This window comes from Actinomadura luteofluorescens (assembly GCF_013409365.1).
Taxonomy (GTDB): Bacteria; Actinomycetota; Actinomycetes; order Streptosporangiales; family Streptosporangiaceae; genus Spirillospora; species Spirillospora luteofluorescens.
On record NZ_JACCBA010000001.1, the window covers coordinates 338,851 to 359,065 of the forward strand.

The window sequence follows — 20,215 nt, forward strand, 5'->3', positions numbered from 1 at the left end:
CCGAGAGCGTACCGGGCGGGTGGTGGGACGGTGGCGGAAGGGATCGCCCCCGGACGTTACCGCCCGTCCGGGCGGTGCCCGGCACCGCCCGGGGCCTCAGGTGGGACGCTCCCAGCCCCGCCGCGGCGGGTGCGTGCCCAGCCGCTCGTCGCGACTGCGGTAGACGATGTAGGGGCGGGTCAGGTATCCGATCGGCGCGGTGAGCATGTGCACCAGCCGCGTGAACGGCCAGATGCCGAACAGGACGAGCGCGCTGATCGCGTGCAGCTGGAACAGGATCGGCACCCCGGTCATCAGGCCGGGGTCGGGCCGCAGGTAGAAGATCGACCGGAACCACGGGGACACCGTCTCCCGGTAGTCGTAGCCGCCCCCGATGATGTTCGCGACGACGGTCGCGGAAAGGCCGAGGACGATGGTCAGCGCCAGGACGGCGTACATGAGCTTGTCGTTGCGGGTGGTGGCGGAGAACACCGGCCCGACCGTGCGGCGCCGGTAGATCAGGATCGCCAGTCCGGCCAGGGTGCAGAAGCCGGCGACGGTCCCGAGCACCACGGCGAGGACGTGGTACACGCCCTCGGACACGCCGACGGCCTCCGTCCAGGTGTCGGGGATGAGCAGCCCGCCGACGTGACCGAGCGCCACGAGGATGATGCCGAAGTGGAACAGCGGGCTGCCGATGCGCAGCAGGCGCCGTTCGTAGAGCTGGGACGAGCGGGTAGTCCAGCCGAACTTGTCGTAGCGGTAGCGCCAGATGTGCCCGAGGACGAACACCACCACGGCGACGTAGGGCAGGGCCACCCAGAGGAGGATGCCGGAGACGCCGGGATCGCCGCCGTTCTCAGCGGCGAGAACGGGCAGGTCACTGGTCATGAGCGGGCTCCAACGACGGGATCGGGCAGGAAGACCGGCCCCATGGCGGTCGCGTCGGCGCCGTAGGGGGCCAGGCCGACCTCCTCTTCGGGCGGGCCTTCGGCGATGAGGCGGGCGATGGCCTCCTCGGTCCGCCCGGTCAGCGGCGGCAGCGTGGCCGTGACGGCGTCCAGGACGGCCGTCCACGGCGATCCGGACTCGGTGAGGGACAGGCGCAGGAGTTCCAGGCCGGCACGGTGCTCCAGGAGCAGCCGGCGTCCCTGCGCGAGGTCGCCGGCGGCGGCGAACTCCAGCACGACGGCCAGGTGGTCGGGCAGCTCACCTTCGTCCAGGTCGAGCCCGGCCGCCTGGTACGCCTGCTTGAACCGCACCAGGGCCATGCCGCGTTTGCGGGTGTCCCCGTAGGCGTAGTACGTGAGGTACAGGCAGCAGCGTCTGCGGTGGTCGAACGTGGCGACGTAGTCGGCCGCCAGTTCGCGCGGCGGGGTCGCGTCCAGGTGGTCGAGGACGCGACTCAGCGGCTCCGCCACGGGCGGGGGCAGGCTCGCCACGGCCCGGCGCAGCAGCGGCCGCCGCCCGAGCAGCTCCTCGTCGGGGTAGCCGAGCAGCAGCGAGGCGACCTGCCAGGCGGTGGCCAGCTCCCTGTCGGTGAGCCCGGCCTTGCGCGTGGGTCTGATCTTCACGGCCTGGGCTCCGTTTCCGCGTCGCCCGACTCCGCGAGCGGGTCGGTGCCGTGCGGTCCCGCGCCCTCGTCCTCGCGGGCGGGGAACAGTCCGGCGGGGGCGCCCTTGCCGTCCCAGTTGAGCAGGTTGACGCGCCTGTGCTTGTCGGCCGGATCGACCGGGTTGTCGGAGGTCTGCCGCTCCCTGAGCATGTGGAAGTTCTCCACCGCGATGGGGCTGGCACCGCCGGAGGCCTCTCCGAACGGCCCCGAGCCGCCGCCCGGCCCGGCTCCGCCCATCCCCGGCCCGCCCTCGTAGTCGAGCGCGCACTCGGTCGCCAGTTCCTCCAGGCCGTGGGCCTGCTCGGCGTGCGCGGGCGGGATCACGTACCGCTCGTCATACTTGGCCAGCGCCAGCAGCCGGTACATGTCGTACATCGCCTCCCCCGACATCCCGACCCCCTGGGGGATCGTGTCGTCGGGTTCGCGGCCGAGGTTGATGTCGCGCATGTAGGACCGCATCGCGGCCAGCCGCCGCAGGACCGCTTCCACCGGGGCGGTGTCCCCCGCGGTGAACAGTTCGGCAAGGTACTCGACCGGAATGCGCAGCGCGTCGATCGCGGCGAACAGGTTCCCCTTGTTCTCGGCGTCGTGGCCGGTGTCGCGGACGACGTCCACGACCGGCGACAGCGGCGGGATGTACCAGACCATCGGCATCGTCCGGTACTCCGGGTGCAGCGGCAGCGCCACCTTGTAGGTGTTGATCAGGGCGTGGATCGGGGAGCGCTGCGCGGCCTCGATCCAGTCGGCCGGGATGCCGTCGCGCTCGGCCGCCGCCACGACCTCGGGGTCGGCCGGGTCCAGGAACACCCGCCGCTGCGCCTCGTAGAGGCCGGTGTCGTCGGGGGTCGACGCGGCCTCCAGCACCCGGTCGGCGTCGTAGAGGACCAGCCCGATGTAGCGGAGCCGTCCCACGCAGGTCTCCGAGCAGACGGTGGGGATGCCGACCTCGATGCGCGGGAAGCAGAACGTGCACTTCTCGGCCTTGCCGGTGCGGTGGTTGAAGTACACCTTCTTGTACGGGCAGCCCGACACGCACATCCGCCAGCCGCGGCAGCGGTCCTGGTCGACCAGGACGATGCCGTCCTCGGAGCGCTTGTAGATCGCACCGGACGGGCAGGACGCCGCGCAGCTGGGGTTGAGGCAGTGCTCGCAGATCCGCGGCAGGTAGAACATGAAGGTCTTGTCGAACTCCATCTTCACCCTGTCGGAGATGTCCTTGAGCAGGACGTCCTTGTCGCCGTGCTCGATCGAGCCGCCGAGGTCGTCGTCCCAGTTCGCCGACCAGGAGACCTTCATGTCCTTGCCCGACAGCAGCGACTTCGGCCGCGCGACCGGCGTGTGCTCCTGCAGCGGCGCGTTGGTGAGGGTCTCGTAGTCGTAGGTCCAGGGCTCGTAGTAGTCGTCGATCCCGGGCAGCTTGGGGTTGGAGAAGATCGTCAGGAGCTTGCGGAGCCGCCCGCCGCCCCTGAGCGCGAGCCGGCCGCGCCGGTTCAGCGCCCAGCCGCCGCGCCAGCGCTCCTGGTCCTCGTACCGCCGGGGGTAGCCCTGCCCGGGACGGGTCTCGACGTTGTTGAACCACACGTACTCGACGCCGCTGCGGTTCGTCCACGCCTGCTTGCAGGTGACCGAGCAGGTGTGGCAGCCGATGCACTTGTCGAGGTTCATCACCATCGACATCTGCGCCATGACGCGCACTAGTACTGCACCTCCTGTGAGCGGCGGCGGATGACGGTGACCTCGTCGCGCTGGTTTCCGGTGGGGCCGAGGTAGTTGAACGCGAACGACAGCTGCGCGTACCCGCCGATGAGGTGGCTCGGCTTGATCAGCAGCCGGGTCAGCGAGTTGTGGATGCCGCCGCGGCGGCCGGAGATCTCCGAGCGCGGGACGTCGATCAGCTTGTCCTGCGCGTGGTACATGTACACGGTGCCCTCCGGCATCCGGTGCGACACGATCGCCCGGGCGACGACGACGCCGTTGCGGTTCACCGCCTCGATCCAGTCGTTGTCGCGCACGCCGATCTTCGCGGCGTCCACCCCGCTCATCCAGATCACCGGCCCGCCGCGCGACAGCGACAGCATGAACAGGTTGTCCTGGTACTCCGAGTGGATCGACCACTTGTTGTGCGGGGTGAGGTACCGGACGGTCAGCCCCAGCTCGCCCGTCTCGCCGAGCTCGGGCTCGCCGAACAGGGCGGACATGTCGAGCGGCGGCCGGAACGTCGGCAGCTGCTCGCCCAGCTCGGCCATCCAGTCGTGGTCGAGGTAGAAGTGCTGCCGGCCGGTCAGGGTGTGCCACGGCTTGAGCCGCTCCACATTGATCGTGAACGGCGAGTACCGGCGCCCGCCGGCCTCCGACCCCGACCACTCCGGGGAGGTGATGACGGGGACGGGACGCGCCTGGGTGTCGGCGAACGTGATCTGCTCGCCCTCGTGCTCGGCGGCCAGATCGGCGAGGCGCCGGCCGGTGCGCCGCTCCACCGCCCGGAACCCCTGGGTGGCCAGATGACCGTTCGTGGTCCCGGACATCGCCAGGATCGCCTCGCAGGCGTGCACGTCCCGCCGCAGCGACGGGCGCCCGTCCGCAGGGCCGCCCCGCACCACGCCGTTCTTGTGCCCCAGGTACTCGACCGGGCCTTCGAGGTCGAACGTGACGCCCTTGGTGGTCGCGCCGAGGCGCTCGGCGAGCGGGCCGAGCGCGGCCATCTTCGCGGCGACGGCCGGATAGTCGCGCTCCACCGTCACCAGCTTCGGCATCGTCACGCCGGGGACGGGCTCGCATTCGCCCTCGGCCCAGTCGGCGACGCGTCCATGGGGGGTCGCCATCTCGTCGGGGGTGTCGTGCAGCAGCGGCACGGCGACGACGTCCTTGCGGACGCCCAGATGCCGCTCGGCCAGCCGGCTGAACTGGGCGGCGATGTCCTGGAAGGCGCGCCAGTCGCTCCGGGTCTGCCACGGCGGCGCTATCGCCGGGTTGAACGAGTGCACGTACGGGTGCATGTCGGTGGTGTTGAGGTCGTGCTTCTCGTACCAGGTCGCGGCCGGCAGCACGATGTCGGAGTAGACCGTGGTGCTGGTCATGCGGAAGTCCAGCGACAGCAGCAGGTCCAGCTTCCCGGCCGGGGCCTCGTCCCGCCAGACGACCTCCCTGGGGCGTTCGCCGGGCGGTGACTCCTCCGCCCGCACGGCGTCTTCGGCGCCCAGCAGGTGCTTGAGGAAGTACTCGTTGCCCTTGGCGGACGAGCCCAGCAGGTTGGACCGCCACACCGTCAGGACGCGGGGGAAGTTCTCCGGGGCGTCGGGGTCCTGGCAGGCGAACTTCAGCCGGCCGGCCTTCAGCTCGTCCACGATGTGCTCGCCGGCCGGCCTCCCGGCGGCCTCGGCCTCGTCGGCGAGGGTGAGCGGGTTGCGGTCGAAGGTCGGGTAGGACGGCATCCAGCCCAGCCGGGCCGCCTGCGCGATCACGTCGGCGGTGGTCCGCCCGGCGAGCCGCCCGCCGCCCGTCGCCGCCGACAGGGTGCCCGCGTCGAACCGGTCGTAGCGGAACTGGTCGGAGTGCAGGTACCAGAAGGCGGTGCCGATCATCTGGCGGGGCGGGCGGGACCAGTCCAGCCCGAACGCCAGCTGCGCCCACCCGGTCACCGGGCGGCACTTCTCCTGCCCGACGTAGTGGGCCCAGCCGCCGCCGTTCACGCCCTGCCCGCCGGTCAGCGTGGTCAGGGCGAGGAACGTCCGGTAGATGGTGTCGGAGTGGAACCAGTGGTTGGTGCCCGCGCCCATGATGATCATCGACCGGCCGCGGGACTCCTCGGCGTTCGCCGCGAACTCGCGCCCGATCCGCTCGGCGGCCTGCGCGGGGACGCCGGTGATGGTCTCCTGCCAGGCAGGCGTGCCCGGCTCCGACGCGTCGTCGTACCCGGACGGCCACGAACCGGGCAGCCCGTCCCGTCCCACCCCGTACTGGGCGAGCAGCAGGTCGAACACGGTCGTGACCAGGTGGCCGCCGACGTTCCGGACCGGCACGCCCCTGCGGAGCGTTCCCGGCGCGCCGTCGACGCCGTCGAACCGGGCCAGCTCGATCTCGGCCGTCTCGCCGCCCTCGACCGACAGCAGCGGGTCGGCGTCGCCCAGGTCCAGGTTCCACCTGCCCATGCCGGCGTCGCCGTACCGGAATCCGAGCGACCCGTTCGGCACCAGCGGATGCCCGGTGGCCGCGTCCAGGATCACGGTCTTGAACGCCGCGTGCTCGGACTCGGCCTCGGCGCCCGGCAGATCGGCCGCGGTGAGGAACTTGCCCGGGACGCAGGTGCCGTCGCGCTCCTCCAGCCGCACGAGGAACGGCAGGTCGCTGTAGCGCTTGACGTAGTCGGTGAAGTACGGCACCCGCCGGTCGACGAAGAACTCCCTGAGGATGACGTGCCCCATGGCCATGGCCAGGGCGCCGTCGGTGCCGGGCTGGGCGGCCAGCCACTCGTCGGCGAACTTGACGTTGTCGGCGTAGTCCGGGGAGACCGCCACGACCTTCTGGCCCCGGTAGCGGGCCTCGGTCATCCAGTGCGCGTCCGGCGTCCGCGTCACCGGCACGTTCGACCCCCACATGATCAGGTAGCCGGCGTCCCACCAGTCGCCCGACTCGGGGACGTCGGTCTGGTCGCCGAACACCTGCGGGGACGCCACCGGCAGGTCGGCGTACCAGTCGTAGAACGACAGCATCGTCCCGCCGATCAGCGACACGAACCGGGCGCCGGACGCGTGCGAGACCATCGACATCGCCGGGATCGGGGAGAACCCGGCGACCCGGTCCGGGCCGTGCTCGGCGATCGTGTGGACGTGCGCGGCTGCGATCATCTCGGTCGCCTCGTCCCACGACGCCCGCACCAGCCCGCCGCGCCCCCGCGCGCCCTTGTAGGCGCGGGCCCTCTCCGGGTCGGAGACGATGTCGCGCCACGCGGCCACCGGGTCGCCGGTGCGGGCCTTGGCCTCCCGGTACATCTCCAGCAGGACGCCCCGCACGTACGGGTACCGCACGCGGGTCGGCGAGTAGGTGTACCAGGAGAACGACGCGCCCCGGGGGCAGCCGCGCGGCTCGTACTCGGGACGGTCCGGGCCCACCGACGGGTAGTCGGTCTGCTGCGCCTCCCAGGTGATGATGCCGTCCTTGACGTACACCTTCCACGAGCACGACCCGGTGCAGTTCACCCCGTGCGTGGAGCGCACGACCTTGTCGTGCGACCAGCGGTCCCGATAGAACGCGTCCGCCTGCCGCCCGCCCTTCTTGGTCATGGTCCGCAGATCGGGCGAGACCTGCGCGCGGGTGAAGTACCTCCGCGTGCTCACCAGTGCGTCTTCCAGCGGGCCGTCCAGTCCGGGCCTGCCCTCGGTCGAGCTCAACTCCGCTTCCCTTCCCTATGCGTCCCGGCGGGCCGGCACGGCGCGCCGGACGACCGTGGCGGTGAACAGCGCGGCGGCCGCGGCCACGAGCGCGAGCAGCACGAGTCCGGCGGCGTAGGAGCCGTAGGCGCCGTAGACGAACCCCATGACCAGCGGCGGGACGAACCCGCCGAGGCCGCCCGCGGCGCCGACGACGCCGGTGACCGCGCCGACCTTGCTCACCGGGGTGAGCTGCGCGACCAGCGCGAACGTCGCGCCGCTGCCGGCGCCGAGCGCGGCGGCCATGGCGAGGAACGCGATCGTCCCGAGCGGCATCAGCGGCGGCGCGAACGACTGCGCCGCCGCGCCCGCCACCGTCACCGCCAGGGCCGCCGCCATCACCCGGGCGGCGCCGACCCGGTCCGACAGCCACCCGCCGATCGGGCGCATCACCACCGCCAGCAGGACGAACCCCGCCATCCGGTTGGCGGCGTCCGACTGCGACAGCCCGTACTGCGTCTTCAGATACGTGGGCAGGTACACCGAGAACGCGACGTAGCCGCCGAACGCCACGGCGTACAGGGCCGACATCTGCCAGGTCACGCCCATCCGGGCCGTCGCGACCAGCCGTTTCGCGAGCGGCTCGGTCGGCGCGGTGCGCCCGGGGGCCTCCCGCAGGACGAGCCACGCGACCGCCGCGTACACGGCGAGCAGCACGGCCATGACCACGAACGGGAACTCCGTCCCGTACCTGTCGACCTCCTTGACGGTCGTCAGCGCGCTGATCGCGGTGCCGCCCATTCCGGCGCCGAAGATCCCGACCGCCAGCCCGCGCCGCTGGGGCGGGAACCAGGCGTTGACGAAGGGGACCCCGACCGCGAACGTCGTGCCGGCGATGCCGAGGAAGAACCCGCCGGCGAGCAGCGACGCCAGCGAGGAGTGCCCGGCCAGGCCCAGGTAGAGGACGGGCACGATGGTGAACAGCGAGACCGCGGGGAACATCACCCGGCCGCCGAACCGGTCGGTCAGGGCGCCGACCGGGATGCGCCCCAGCGAGCCCACGACCACGGGCACGGCCACGAGCAGGGACTGCTCGAACGACGAGAGATCCAGCGAGTCCTTGAACCGCGGCCCCAGCGGGCTCAGCAGCGCCCACGCCCAGAAGTTCACCGCGAACCCGATCGTGGCCACCGCCAGCATGACCATCGACCGGCGGCCGCCGCCCACCCCGGTTTCCGCGGGCCCCGCTTCCGCCGTCCGACGTGTCCCAGTCACCGTGACCTGCCTCCGTCAGCCCGATTTCGGTGGGCCTTCCCTGTGCGCCGAGCGGATAACCATGATCAGTTCCGCCGCACCACCCTCGTGGAGCGCGGTGACGCGCGGTAGGGACCTTGGTCCCGGCGAAGGCCCCGCGAGGGCGCGGGGCCGCGATGACCTACCGTGGTCACCGTGACCGACCATCGTGAGCACGGCGAGCTGGTGGAGGCGCTGCGGGCGGCCGGGGTCAGCGGGGTGGACGACTCGGCGCTCGCGCGGTCCCTGTACTCGTCGGACGCCTCCCTGTACCGGGTGCCGCCGCGGGTCGTGGTGACGCCCCGCGAGGCGGGCGAGCTGCCGGCCGTCCTCGCGGTGTGCCGGGACGCCGGGGTGCCGCTCACGATGCGGGGCGCCGGGACGTCCATCGCGGGGAACGCGGTCGGGCCCGGGGTCGTCGCCGACGTGAGCCGGCACCTGAACCGCGTGCTGGAGATCGACCCGGAGGCGGGGACGGCGCTGGTGGAGCCCGGCATCGTGCAGGCGGACCTGCACCGGGCGGCGGCGGGGCACGGGCTGCGTTTCGGGCCCGATCCGTCCACCCGGACGCGCGCCACGCTCGGCGGGATGATCGGCAACAACGCGTGCGGCTCGCGGGCGCTCGGCTACGGGCGCACGAGCGACAACGTGCTCGGCCTCGACGTCGTCACCGGCTCCGGGGAGCGGCTGCGGCTCGGCGACGTGCCGGGGGCGCGGCCCGGCAGCGTCCTGCTGGAGCGGCTGCGGGGGCTGGTCGGCGAGAACCTGGCCCTCGTGCGGACCGAGTTCGGGCGGTTCGGCCGGCAGGTCTCCGGATACTCGCTGGAGCACCTGCTGCCGGAGCAGGGCTTCGACGTCGCCCGCACGCTGGTGGGCAGCGAGGGGACGCTCGCGCTGACGCTCGCGGCACGGGTGCGGATGGTCCGGGAGCCCGCGCACCGGGCGCTGGTGGTGCTCGGGTACGGGTCGATGGCCGAGGCCGCCGACGCCGTCCCGGCGATCCTGCCGCACGGCCCGGTCGCGTGCGAGGGACTGGACTCGCGGATCGTCGACGTCGTGCGGGAGCGGCGGGGCGCCGCCGCGGTGCCGCCGCTGCCGTCCGGGTCCGGGTGGCTGCTGGTGGAGCTGGCCGGCCCCGAGGCCGGGGCGCTGCGTTCCGCGGCGCGCGAGATCGTCGGCGATTCCGGTTGCGCCGACTCGGCGCTCGTGGAGGACATGGCGCTCGCCGACGCGCTGTGGCGGATCCGCGAGGACGGCTCCGGGCTCGTCGCGCGCACGCCCTCCGGCGAGCAGGCGCACGCCGGGTGGGAGGACGCGGCGGTCCCGCCCGAGCGGCTCGGCGCCTACCTGCGGGAGTTCGAGGCGCTGCTGGCCGGATACGACCTGTTCGGCGTCCCGTACGGCCATTTCGGCGACGGGTGCATCCACGTCCGGATCGACTTCCCGTTCGGGCGGACCGGCGGGACGCGCGTCTTCCGGGACTTCCTGAACGAGGCGGCGGCGCTGGCGGCGCGGCACGGCGGCACCATGTCCGGCGAGCACGGCGACGGGCGGGCCCGCAGCGAGCTGCTGCCGCACATGTACTCGCCCGAGGCGCTGGCGCTGTGCTCGGCCGTCAAGGACGTCTTCGACCCGGACGACGTGCTCAACCCCGGCATCATCGTCCGCCCGGCGGCCGTGGACGCCGACCTGCGCGCCGTGCAGACGATCCCGCTGGACCGGGGCCTCGGTCTCGCCTACCGGGACGACCGGGGCGACCTGTCCCGTGCCGTGCACCGCTGCACCGGCGTGGGCAAGTGCCGCGCCGACAACACGGGGTCGGGCGGCGTGATGTGCCCGTCCTACCTGGCGACCCGGGAGGAGAAGGACTCCACGCGCGGACGGGCCCGGGTGCTCCAGGAGGTCGTCAGCGGGAAGCTCGGCCCGGACGGCTGGAAGTCCGACGCCCTGCACGACGTCCTCGATCTGTGCCTCGCGTGCAAGGGCTGCGCGTCCGACTGCCCGACCGGCGTCGACATGGCCTCCTACAAGGCGGAGGCGCTGCACCGGCGGTACCGGGGGCGGATCCGGCCGCGCTCCCACTACGCGCTCGGCCGGCTCCCGCGCTGGACCCGGCTCGCCGCCCGGGCGCCCGCGGCGATCAAGGCGGTGAACGCGGCGATGCGGTCGCGCGCGCTGAAGCCGCTGCTCGCGTGGGGCGCGGGCATCGACGGGCGGCGCACGCTCCCCGCGCTCGCGCCCGTGACGTTCCGGCGCTGGTTCGCCTCGCACCGCAGCCCGCGGGGCCGCAACGGCGACGTCGTGCTGTTCGTGGACAGCTTCACCGACGCGTTCTCCCCGGAGGTGGGCCGGGCGACCGTGCGGGTGCTGGAGCACGCCGGCTACCGCGTCACGGTGACCGAGCGCCCCGTGTGCTGCGGGATCACGTGGATCTCCACCGGTCAGCTGGACGGCGCGCGGGCGCAGGCGCGCCGCACCGTCCGCGCGCTGCTCCCCCACGTGCGGCGCGGCGCCAGGGTCGTCGGCATGGAGCCGTCCTGCACCGGGGTGCTGCGGTCCGACGCCGAGGAGCTGCTGAGGGGCGTGGACGCGGCGGCCGCCCGCGAGGTCGCCGCCGCGACCCGCACCCTGGCCGAGCTGCTCGCCGAGACGCCGGACTGGACGCCGCCCGACCTGTCCGGCGTCACCGGGATCGCGCAGCCGCACTGCCACCACCACGCCGTCATGGGCTGGGCGAAGGACGCCGACCTGCTGCGCAAGGCGGGCGCGGACGTCGAGCGGCTCGGCGACTGCTGCGGGCTGGCCGGCAACTTCGGCGTCGAGAAGGGCCACCACGAGGTGTCGGTCGCCGTCGCCGAGCAGCGGCTGCTCCCGGCCGTCCGCGCGGCCGGGGAGGACGCGGTGGTCCTGGCCGACGGGTTCAGCTGCCGCACGCAGCTGCGCGAGCTGGCGCGGCGCGACGGCGAGCACCTCGCCGAGCTCCTGGCCCGCCGCCTGCCGGAGGGCTGACCGTCGGGCGCGCCTAGCCGCCCAGCGTGCGCGACAGGGTGAGCGCGGCGGTGTGGACGGCCGGCGCGACCGCGGCGAGCCGCATCCGCGTCGCCCAGCCCGACACCGACAGCGCGCCGAGGACCAGGCCGTCCGGGCCGAGGACGGGGCTGGCGGCGCAGACGATGCCGCTGCCGGACTCCTCCCGGTCGTAGGCGACGCCCTCCCGCCTGATCGTCTCCAGTTCCCGGGCGAGCAGCCCCGGCGCGGTCACGCTGCGCTCGCCGACCTTGACCAGCCCCGACTCCAGCACGCCCTTGACCACCTCCGGCGGGGAGAACGCGAGGATCGCCTTGCCCACCCCCGTCACGTGCGCGGGCAGCCGCCCGCCCACCTGCGACGGCAGCCGCGGGCCGCCGGAGGAGCCGAGGATCTCCACGTAGACGACCTCGCCGCCCTCCAGCACCGCGAGATGGACGGTCTGCCGGGTCGCCTCCCGCAGGTCCGACATGTAGGGGACGGCGGCGTCGCGCAGCACCCGCTGGCGCGGCACCCGCTGCCCGATCTCGAACAGCCGCAGGCCGAGCCGCACCCGCGGGCCCCGGCGCTCCAGCAGCCCGGCGTCCACCAGGTCGAGGGCGATGCGGTGCGCGGTCGACTTCGGCAGGCCGCTGCGGCGGGCCAGCTCGGCGGCGCCCAGGCCGTCGTCCTCCGGGCGGAACGCCGACAGCACCGCGACGACGCGGCGCAGGAAGCTCTCCTCGGACGGGACGGGCGGCATGAAACCAGTGTCCCACCACGCGGGACGTCCGCGTTGCCCGCGGGGCCCCGGGCGGGAGAGGCTCGGCCTGCCCATACGAACGAAAGGACGGCCCCATGGACCCGGGTTCAGTGGAGAAGGCCGCGGCCGCGCTGCTCGACGCGTACGCCACCGGCACTCCCATCGCGCCGCTGACGAAGGACCATCCGGACATGTCGGTGGCCGACGCCTACGCGGTCCAGCTCGCCCAGGTCACGGCGTGGACCGGCGCCGGAGCGCGCGTCAAGGGCCACAAGGTCGGCCTGACCTCGGCGGCGATGCAGCGCCAGATGGGCGTGGACCAGCCGGACTTCGGCGTGCTGCTGGACACGATGTTCCTGCCGGAGAGCGCCCCGATCGACACCGGCCGGTTCCTGCAGCCCCGGATCGAACCGGAGATCGCGTTCGTGCTGGGTCGCCCGCTGGCCGGGCCCGGCGCCACGGCGGCGGACGCCGTCGCGGCCGTCGACTACGTGCTGCCCGCGCTGGAGGTGATCGACTCCCGCATCGCGGACTGGAAGATCACCCTGCCGGACACGATCGCGGACAACGCCTCCAGCGGCGGCGTCGTGCTCGGCACCCGCCCGGTCCGCCTGGACGACCAGGACCTGTCGCTGATGGGCTGCCTGCTGCGCCGCGACGGCGACCTGATCGACACCGGCGCGGGCGGCGCGGTCCTCGGATCGCCGATCAACGCGCTGGTCTGGCTGGCCAACGTCCTCGGCGAGCGCGGCGTGAGCCTGGAGGCCGGGCACGTGGTGCTGCCCGGCTCCATCACCGCGGCCGTGCCGGTCGCGCCCGGACAGACGCTGACGGCGACGTTCGCCGGAATCGGTTCCGTGACCGCTCGGTTCGGAAGGAGGGAACAGGCATGAGCAAGTTGACGGCGGCGATCGTCGGGCCGGGGAACATCGGCACCGACCTGCTGGTCAAGCTCCAGCGCAGCGAGCTGATCGACGTCCACTCGATGGTCGGGGTGGTGCCGGAGTCCGACGGCCTGGAGCGCGCCCGCAGGATGGGCGTCGAGGCGTCGGCGGAGGGCGTGGACTGGCTGCTGAAGCAGCCCGTGCTGCCCGACCTGGTGTTCGAGGCGACGTCGGCGAAGGCCCATCTGGCCAACGCGCCCCGCTACGAGGAGGCGGGGATCACGGCGATCGACCTGACGCCGGCCGCGGCGGGCCCCCTGGTGTGCCCGCCGGTGAACCTGGACTCGCTCTCGGACGCCCCCAACCTCAACATGATCACCTGCGGCGGGCAGGCGACGATCCCGATCGTGCACGCGGTGTCCTCCGTGGTGCCGGTGCCGTACGCCGAGATCGTCGCGTCGATCGCGTCCCGCTCGGCCGGGCCCGGCACCCGCGCGAACATCGACGAGTTCACCGAGACCACGGCCCGCGCGATCGAGCAGGTCGGCGGCGCGGGCCGGGGCAAGGCGATCATCATCCTCAACCCGGTGGACCCACCGATGATCATGCGGGACACGGTGTTCTGCGCGATCCCGTCCGACGCCGACACCAGGGCCGTCTCCGAGTCGATCGAGAAGATGGTCGCGGAGGTCGCCGCGTACGTGCCCGGCTACACGCTGCGCGTCGAGCCGCAGTTCGACGAGCCCCGCGACATCTGGAACGGGATGGCCCGCGTCGCGGTGTTCCTGGAGGTGCGCGGCAACGGCGACTACCTGCCCGCGTGGGCCGGCAACCTCGACATCATGACCGCGGCCGCCGCCAGGGTCGGCGAGCAGCTCGCGCGTAGGAAGGCCTCCTCATGAGCGACGTCACCGAGAAGATCCGGATCACCGACTCGACGCTGCGGGACGGCAGCCACGCGATGGCGCACCGCTTCACCGAGGAGCAGGTCCGCGGCGTCGTGCACGCCCTGGACGCCGCGGGGGTCGAGGTCATCGAGGTCACCCACGGCGACGGTCTCGGCGGATCGTCCTTCAACTACGGCTTCTCGCTGGAGGACGACGTCAAGCTCGTCGCCGCCGCCGTGGACGAGGCGACCCGGGCCAAGATCGCCGTCCTGCTGCTGCCGGGCCTCGGCACGGTCCACGACCTGAAGATGGCGCACGACGCGGGCGCGTCCGTCGCCCGCGTCGCCACGCACTGCACCGAGGCGGACGTGTCGCTGCAGCACTTCGCCGCCGCCCGCGACCTCGGCATGGAGACCGTCGGGTTCCTCATGCTGTCGCACCGGGTGGGCCCGGAGGAGCTGGCGCGGCAGGCCCGGATCATGGTGGACGGCGGCGCGCAGTGCGTCTACGTCGTCGACTCCGCGGGCGCCCTCGTGCTCGGCGAGGCGCAGGAACGGATCAGCGCGCTGGTCAAGGAGATCGGGCACGAGGCGCAGGTCGGCTTCCACGGCCACCAGAACCTCTCCCTCGGCGTCGCCAACTCCGTCCTGGCGCAGCAGAACGGCGCCCGGCAGATCGACGGCGCGCTGTGCGCGCTCGGCGCGGGGGCGGGCAACTCCCCCACCGAGGTGCTGGTCGCGACGTTCGAGCGGCTCGGCGTCCCGACGGGCGTGGACGTGCAGGGCGCGCTGGCGGCGGCCGACGACGTGGTGAAGCCGTTCCTGCACCGGCTGCCGTTCGCCGACCGCGGCGCGATCACGCAGGGGTACGCGGGCGTGTACTCCAGCTTCCTGCTGCACGCCGAGCGGGCCGCCGAGCGCTACGGCGTCCCGGCGCACGAGATCCTGCAGAAGGTCGGCGAGGCCGGCTACGTCGGCGGCCAGGAGGACATGATCATCGACGTGGCGCTCCAGCTCGCCGCCGAGCGCGACCGCGCGTCATAGCGCGAGCGGGCCGCGGTCCAGATCGTCCAGGAGGGCGCGGGGGTCGTCGTAGACGGCCGCCGCGCCCGCCTCCTCCAGTTCGGCGCGGCTCCAGCCGCCGGTGAGCACGCACACGCACGGCATCCCCGCCCGCCGGGCCGCCTCGACGTCCCAGCGCGTGTCGCCCACGAACACGGCCCGGTCGGCGGGCACCGCGGCCCGTTCCAGGGCCAGCTGGACGAGGTCGGGCGCCGGCTTGGTCGCCTCCACCTCCGACCCGGAGGTGGCCTCGTCGATCGCGTCGTCGGCGTCCAGCGCGGCGCGCAGCGCCTTCAGCTCGGGCGCGGCGGCCGAACTGGCGAGCACGACGCGGTTCCCGCGGCCGGAGCAGGCCCGCAGCAGGTCGGCGGCGCCGTCGAAGGCCTGGAGCCGCGACCAGTACTGCGCGTACAGGGCCGTGTGCGCCGTGCGGATCCCGTCGTCGGCGTCCCGGTCCCGGTCGCCGGGGAGCAGCTGGTCCAGCAGCTTGTCCGAACCCATGCCGACCGCCCGGTGCACGTCCGCCATGGGGACGGTGTGCCCGTGCTGGAGGAACGCCTGCCACCAGGTGGCGGCGTGCAGGTAGTTGGTGTCGACCAGCGTGCCGTCGACGTCGAAGAGCACCGCATCGATCATGCGGCGGCCCTACCCCGTCCGGCCCCGGGGAACCGGGGACGCGCGATGATCTCGACGGTTGCAGGGTGCAAGCGTTGGGATAGCGTGGCGTGATGACCCACGAGGAGCCCCGCGCGTCGACGCCCCGCGGCCTGGCACGCCGGGAGCAGCTCGTGGGCATCGGTCTCGACCTGCTCGCCGAGGGCGGCTGGGCCGCGCTCACGGCCCGGGCCGTCGCGGACCGGGCCCGGATCCGGCCGGGGCTGCTGCACCACTACTTCAACGGGCTGCCCGGGCTGCACGTCGCCGTCGCGCAGCGGGTCAGCGAGACGATCGTCGACCCGGTGGTGGACGCGCTGGTCGCCGCGCCGGACACCGAGGCCGCGCTGCGGGCGCTGCGCGAGCGCGTCCTCGACATGCTCGCCGGGGAGCGCAACCTCAGGCTCGCCGCCGAGCTGCTGGTCCGGGCGCTGCGCGACCCGCGGATGGGCGCCGAGCGGCGGGACTGGGCGCGGGACGTGCGGGCCCGCATCGCCGCGCGGCTGGAGCACCTGCGCCCCGGCTGGCCCGCCGAGCGCCGCGAGGGCACCGCCATGCTCTTCACCGCGGTGCTGGACGGCCTGATGCTCCAGCTGATCCTCGACCCCGACCTGCCGGCCGACCCCGCCCTGCACGCGACCGAGGCCCTGGCCGGCGATCCCTGACCGGCGCTCAGTCCGGGCGCGCGGGGACGATCGCGACGGCCCGGCGGGCCCGCCGGAGCACCGCCGTGCTGGTCGAGCCCAGCGGGGCGATCCCGGCGCCCCGGTCGCCGAGCACCAGCAGCCCAGCGTCGTCCGCGGCGCCGAACAGCGCCTCCAGGGGGCGTTCCAGCAGCAGCGAGACCCGGATGTCGAGCTCCGGGTACCGCGCGCGCCAGGGCGCCACGGCCGCCTCCAGCTCCGCCGCCCGCGTCTTCTCCAGCAGCTCCCTGTCGTGGAACAGCGCCAGCTCGTCCGCGTCGACCGCGGCGGGCTCCCAGCACGCGTACAGCACGCGCAGCTCCCACCGGCGCAGCGCCGCCTCGGCGGCGGCGAAGCCCAGCGCCGGGTCGCACCAGCTCGTCCCGTCCGCGCCCGCGACGACCCGGCGGGGGCCCGCCCCGTCCTTGACCACGACCATCGGGCGGGAGGAGCGCGCCGCGAGTTCCAGCACCCCGGCGCCCTCGTCCAGCCGCTCGGGGGCCCCGACCACCGTCAGCTCCGCGTCGCGGGACTCGCGCAGCAGCGCGCCGCGGGCAGGGCCGCGGACGAGGCGGCCGCGCACCGCGCCGGTCGCCCCCAGTTCGCGGGCGCGCCGCGTGCCGCGCTCCAGCAGGTTCTTCCCCGCCCGCCTCATGACCGCCTCGCCGTGCGGGTCCTCGTGCCCCTCCGGGTAGGGCCAGTGCCAGCAGTGGCACACCACCAGGTCGAGGCCGCGCAGCCGGGCCTCCTCGATCGCCCAGCGCAGCGCCGTGTCGTTCTCCGACGTCCCGTCGTAGCCGAACAGGACGTGCTTCTGGTCGTCGCTCTCCACGCCCGTCATGTCCATGTCCTCCTCCTGCCAGTCTGCGCGTTCCGCCGCGGCACCAGAAGAGGCGCGTGCCCGACCGCTTCCCGGAGCCATTAATGTCACGGACGAAGGAGGAAGAGGAGGAGGCAATGAGAAGGCTAGGACGGGTCCGCCGCCGTTTCGGCTTCGACCGCAACGACCTGCGGCGCGCCGTCGACCGCCGCCAGTGGGCGGTCGGCGTCGCCGCCGCGGTGCTGTTCACGGTGCTCGCCCCGCCCGCGTCCGTGCTCCTGGCCGTCGACGCCTATCGCAGCGGCGTCCGGGCCGAGCACCGCAACGTCCACCGCGTCACGGCGCAGGTCGTCCACACCGACTCCCAGGGCGGCGCGGGCGTGCGGCACACCTACGCCGAGCTGGCCTGGACGTCCCCCGACGGCCGGACGCGGACCACCGTCGTCCCCGCCGACAAGTCCGTCAGGCCGGGCATGGAGCAGCGCGTCTGGGTGGACGCGGCGGGCGATCCGGTCCAGCACCCCCAGACCCGCACCGCCACCCTGGCCACCACCGCCGTCGCCGCGGCCACGGCCGCCCTCGCGGTGGGGGTCCCCCTGCTGGCCGCCTACCTCCTCGCCCGCCGCCGCTGCAACCGCCGCCGTGACGCCCTCTGGGACGAGAGCTGGACCAGCCTGGCGCAGCACGCCTGACCGGTTCCCCAAGCCGTCCCCATTTCTGGGTCACGGCGATCACCCTGAGACGATCTTCCTCGCCCGCGGGGGTAGGCCGACGGCATCGGATCCTCGGGGGAAGGGGAGAACGTGTTCAGGAGGATCGCGGCGGAGCTCGTGGGCACGCTGCTCCTGGTGTACTTCGCGGTGGGAGTGGCGACCCTGTCGTTCGGCTTCGGGGTCGCCGGGCGCAGCCTCTCGGCGGGCGTCGTCGCGACGGCGCTGGCCTTCGGCCTGGTGCTCCTCGTCCTGGTCTACGCGATCGGGCCGATCTCGGGCTGCCACATCAACCCGGCCGTCACGCTGGGCGTGCTGCTCGCCCGCCGGATCCCGCCGATCGACGCCGTCGGCTACTGGCTCGCCCAGTTCGCCGGCGGCATCCTGGGCGCGCTCCTGCTCTGGGCGACCTTCTCCGGCTCGCCGCTCTACTCCCGCTCCGTGACCGGCCTCGGCGCGGACGGGTGGGGCGACGCCAGCCTCATCCGCGTCGACATGGGCGGGGCGTTCCTCACCGAGGTCGTCCTGACCGCCCTGTTCGTGTTCATCGTGCTGTCCATGACGAGCACGGCGGCCATCCCGTCGGTCGCCGGGGTCGGCATCGGCCTCGCCCTCACGACCGTCCACCTCATCGGCATCCCGATCACGGGGACCTCGGTCAACCCGGCCCGCAGCCTCGGCCCGGCCGTCGTCCTCGGCGGGACGGCGCTGTCGCAGGTGTGGCTGTTCATCGTCGCGCCCCTGGTGGGAGCCGTGGTGGCCGCGGCGCTGCACAGCTTCGTCGGGCCACCGGAGAAGGAGACCCCGCTTCCCCCCGTAGAGGACGACGAGACCCCCTAGCTGTGTTTCAGAGTCCCAGCCCACTCCGCTCGACTGGCGGCTCGCTACGTGACCGGGCCTGGGCGGACGCGGCATCGCTTCGCGATCTGCCCGGTGCAGATCGCCTCCGGCTCCGCCGCACCGGGCAGTTCACGCGTTCGCGCGCGACCGAGACCAGGCCCTGGCTCCCGATGGTTGCCGGGGCGCGGGTCAGTCGGTGCCGAACTCCATGGCGGCGCGGTCGAGGACCTCGGCGTCACGGGAGTCCTTGCCGCGGGAGGCGATCGCCTCGGCGCCGCCCGCAGGCATCGCGCCGATCAGCCCGGTGGAGGCCGCCTGCGCGGCACCGATCAGGGCCGGGTGCGAGCTGCCGACCATGCCGAGCCCGGCGTACTGCTCCAGCTTGGCGCGCGAGTCGGCGATGTCGAGGTTGCGCATCGTCAGCTGCCCGATCCGGTCCACGGGGCCGAAGGCGGAGTCCTCGGTGCGCTCCATGGACAGCTTGTCGGGGTGGTAGCTGAACGCGGGCCCGGTGGTGTCGAGGACGGAGTAGTCCTCGCCGCGCCGCAGCCGCAGGGTGACCTCGCCGGTGACGGCCGTCCCCACCCAGCGCTGCAGCGACTCGCGCAGCATCAGCGCCTGCGGGTCGAGCCAGCGCCCCTCGTACATGAGCCGGCCGAGCCGCCGCCCCTCGCTGTGGTAGGTGGCGAGGGTGTCCTCGTTGTGGATCGCGTTGACGAGCCGCTCGTAGGCCGCGTGCAGCAGCGCCATGCCGGGCGCCTCGTAGATGCCGCGGCTCTTGGCCTCGATGACGCGGTTCTCGATCTGGTCGGACATGCCGAGGCCGTGCCGCCCGCCGATGGCGTTGGCCTCCAGCACCAGGTCGACGGCCGACCCGAACTCCTTGCCGTTGATCGTCACCGGGCGGCCCTGCTCGAAGCCGATCACGACGTCCTCGGCGGGGATCTCCACGGCGGGGTCCCAGAACCGGACGCCCATGATCGGGTCGACGGTCTCGATCCCGGCGTCGAGGTGCTCCAGCGCCTTGGCCTCGTGGGTCGCGCCCCAGATGTTGGCGTCGGTGGAGTAGGCCTTCTCCGTGCTGTCCCGGTAGGGCAGGCCGCGGGCGAGCAGCCACTGCGACATCTCCGTGCGGCCGCCGAGCTCGGTCACGAAGTCGGCGTCGAGCCAGGGCTTGTAGACCAGCAGGGACGGGTTGGCCAGCAGCCCGTACCGGTAGAACCGCTCGATGTCGTTGCCCTTGAACGTCGAGCCGTCGCCCCAGATCTGGACGTCGTCCTCCAGCATGGCGCGGACCAGGAGGGTCCCCGTCACGGCGCGTCCGAGCGGGGTGGTGTTGAAGTAGCTGCGGCCGCCGGAGCGGATGTGGAACGCGCCACAGGCCAGGGCGGCGAGCCCCTCCTCCACGAGGGCGGCCCGGCAGTCGACCAGGCGCGCGACCTCCGCCCCGTACTTGGCGGCGCGGCCGGGCACGGAGGCGATGTCGGGCTCGTCGTACTGCCCGATGTCGGCGGTGTAGGCGCACGGCACCGCGCCCTTGTCGCGCATCCACGCGACCGCCACCGAAGTGTCGAGGCCACCGGAGAAGGCGATCCCGACGCGCTCACCGACGGGCAGGGAGGTCAGCACTTTGGACATGAGCACAAGTATGCAC

The 20,215-nt window shown here is 73.4% G+C and carries 16 protein-coding genes; 7 read left to right on the plus strand and 9 right to left on the minus strand.

Annotation, left to right across the window (positions count from 1 at the left end):
- Positions 1-96 precede the first annotated feature (96 nt).
- Genes narI through BJY14_RS01585 form a run of 5 tightly spaced genes read right to left on the minus strand, consistent with a single transcriptional unit; the run spans position 97 to position 8,235 of the window.
- Positions 97-870, minus strand: a complete 774-nt coding sequence (narI, locus tag BJY14_RS01565; RefSeq protein WP_179841923.1) for a respiratory nitrate reductase subunit gamma — start codon at positions 868-870, stop codon at positions 97-99.
- A complete protein-coding gene (gene narJ, locus BJY14_RS01570) occupies positions 867-1,553 on the minus strand; it encodes a nitrate reductase molybdenum cofactor assembly chaperone (protein WP_312878901.1) in 687 nt (228 codons plus the stop codon). Before narJ ends, narI begins: the two co-directional genes overlap by 4 nt.
- Positions 1,550-3,280 carry a nitrate reductase subunit beta gene (gene narH / locus BJY14_RS01575; RefSeq protein ID WP_218905930.1) on the minus strand — a complete coding sequence of 577 codons (1,731 nt, stop codon included), beginning with the start codon at positions 3,278-3,280 and terminating at the stop codon, positions 1,550-1,552. Before narH ends, narJ begins: the two co-directional genes overlap by 4 nt.
- 8 nt (positions 3,281-3,288) lie before the next feature.
- Positions 3,289-6,981, minus strand: a complete 3,693-nt coding sequence (locus BJY14_RS01580) for a nitrate reductase subunit alpha (RefSeq protein WP_179841925.1) — start codon at positions 6,979-6,981, stop codon at positions 3,289-3,291.
- A 15-nt stretch (positions 6,982-6,996) separates the two neighbouring features.
- Positions 6,997-8,235: a nitrate/nitrite transporter gene (locus tag BJY14_RS01585; RefSeq protein ID WP_312878902.1), complete on the minus strand. Its 1,239-nt coding sequence runs from the start codon at positions 8,233-8,235 to the stop codon at positions 6,997-6,999.
- 174 nt (positions 8,236-8,409) lie between these two features.
- Here BJY14_RS01585 and BJY14_RS01590 point away from each other — a divergent pair, with 174 nt between their 5' ends.
- Positions 8,410-11,262 (plus strand): FAD-binding and (Fe-S)-binding domain-containing protein, encoded by a 2,853-nt coding sequence (locus tag BJY14_RS01590; protein WP_179841926.1) that lies wholly within the window; start codon positions 8,410-8,412, stop codon positions 11,260-11,262.
- 13 nt (positions 11,263-11,275) lie between these two features.
- Here BJY14_RS01590 and BJY14_RS01595 read toward each other — a convergent pair whose 3' ends face one another.
- On the minus strand, positions 11,276-12,022 hold the full coding sequence (locus tag BJY14_RS01595; protein WP_179841927.1) for an IclR family transcriptional regulator: 747 nt from the start codon (positions 12,020-12,022) through the stop codon (positions 11,276-11,278).
- Positions 12,023-12,117: 95 nt separating this feature from the next.
- Here BJY14_RS01595 and BJY14_RS01600 point away from each other — a divergent pair, with 95 nt between their 5' ends.
- From BJY14_RS01600 to dmpG, 3 genes are read left to right on the plus strand one after another with little or no spacing between them, the layout of a single operon-like run.
- On the plus strand, positions 12,118-12,915 hold the full coding sequence (locus BJY14_RS01600; RefSeq protein WP_179841928.1) for a 2-keto-4-pentenoate hydratase: 798 nt from the start codon (positions 12,118-12,120) through the stop codon (positions 12,913-12,915).
- On the plus strand, positions 12,912-13,808 hold the full coding sequence (locus tag BJY14_RS01605) for an acetaldehyde dehydrogenase (acetylating) (RefSeq protein WP_179841929.1): 897 nt from the start codon (positions 12,912-12,914) through the stop codon (positions 13,806-13,808). The genes BJY14_RS01600 and BJY14_RS01605 overlap by 4 nt, the downstream gene beginning before the upstream one ends.
- Entirely contained in the window at positions 13,805-14,836 is a 1,032-nt protein-coding gene (dmpG, locus tag BJY14_RS01610; protein ID WP_179841930.1) for a 4-hydroxy-2-oxovalerate aldolase, read from the plus strand. The genes BJY14_RS01605 and dmpG overlap by 4 nt, the downstream gene beginning before the upstream one ends.
- On the opposite strand, the gene BJY14_RS01615 is transcribed toward dmpG, so the two are convergent.
- Entirely contained in the window at positions 14,831-15,490 is a 660-nt protein-coding gene (locus tag BJY14_RS01615; protein WP_179841931.1) for an HAD family hydrolase, read from the minus strand. The genes dmpG and BJY14_RS01615 overlap by 6 nt on opposite strands.
- 92 nt (positions 15,491-15,582) lie before the next feature.
- Here BJY14_RS01615 and BJY14_RS01620 point away from each other — a divergent pair, with 92 nt between their 5' ends.
- Positions 15,583-16,173 (plus strand): TetR/AcrR family transcriptional regulator, encoded by a 591-nt coding sequence (locus BJY14_RS01620; RefSeq protein WP_218904995.1) that lies wholly within the window; start codon positions 15,583-15,585, stop codon positions 16,171-16,173.
- A 7-nt stretch (positions 16,174-16,180) separates the two neighbouring features.
- Here BJY14_RS01620 and BJY14_RS01625 read toward each other — a convergent pair whose 3' ends face one another.
- Positions 16,181-17,038, minus strand: coding sequence for a universal stress protein (locus BJY14_RS01625; protein ID WP_246395752.1), 858 nt, complete (start codon positions 17,036-17,038; stop codon positions 16,181-16,183).
- 110 nt (positions 17,039-17,148) lie between these two features.
- Between BJY14_RS01625 and BJY14_RS01630 the strand changes: the two genes are divergently transcribed.
- The gene (locus BJY14_RS01630) at positions 17,149-17,703 is read left to right on the plus strand and encodes an Rv1733c family protein (RefSeq protein ID WP_179841932.1); all 555 of its coding nucleotides are present in this window, start codon (positions 17,149-17,151) and stop codon (positions 17,701-17,703) included.
- A 111-nt stretch (positions 17,704-17,814) separates the two neighbouring features.
- Positions 17,815-18,561, plus strand: a complete 747-nt coding sequence (locus tag BJY14_RS01635) for an aquaporin (protein ID WP_179841933.1) — start codon at positions 17,815-17,817, stop codon at positions 18,559-18,561.
- 189 nt (positions 18,562-18,750) lie between these two features.
- Here BJY14_RS01635 and argG read toward each other — a convergent pair whose 3' ends face one another.
- Positions 18,751-20,199 (minus strand): argininosuccinate synthase, encoded by a 1,449-nt coding sequence (gene argG / locus BJY14_RS01640; RefSeq protein ID WP_179841934.1) that lies wholly within the window; start codon positions 20,197-20,199, stop codon positions 18,751-18,753.
- Positions 20,200-20,215: the final 16 nt, after the last annotated feature.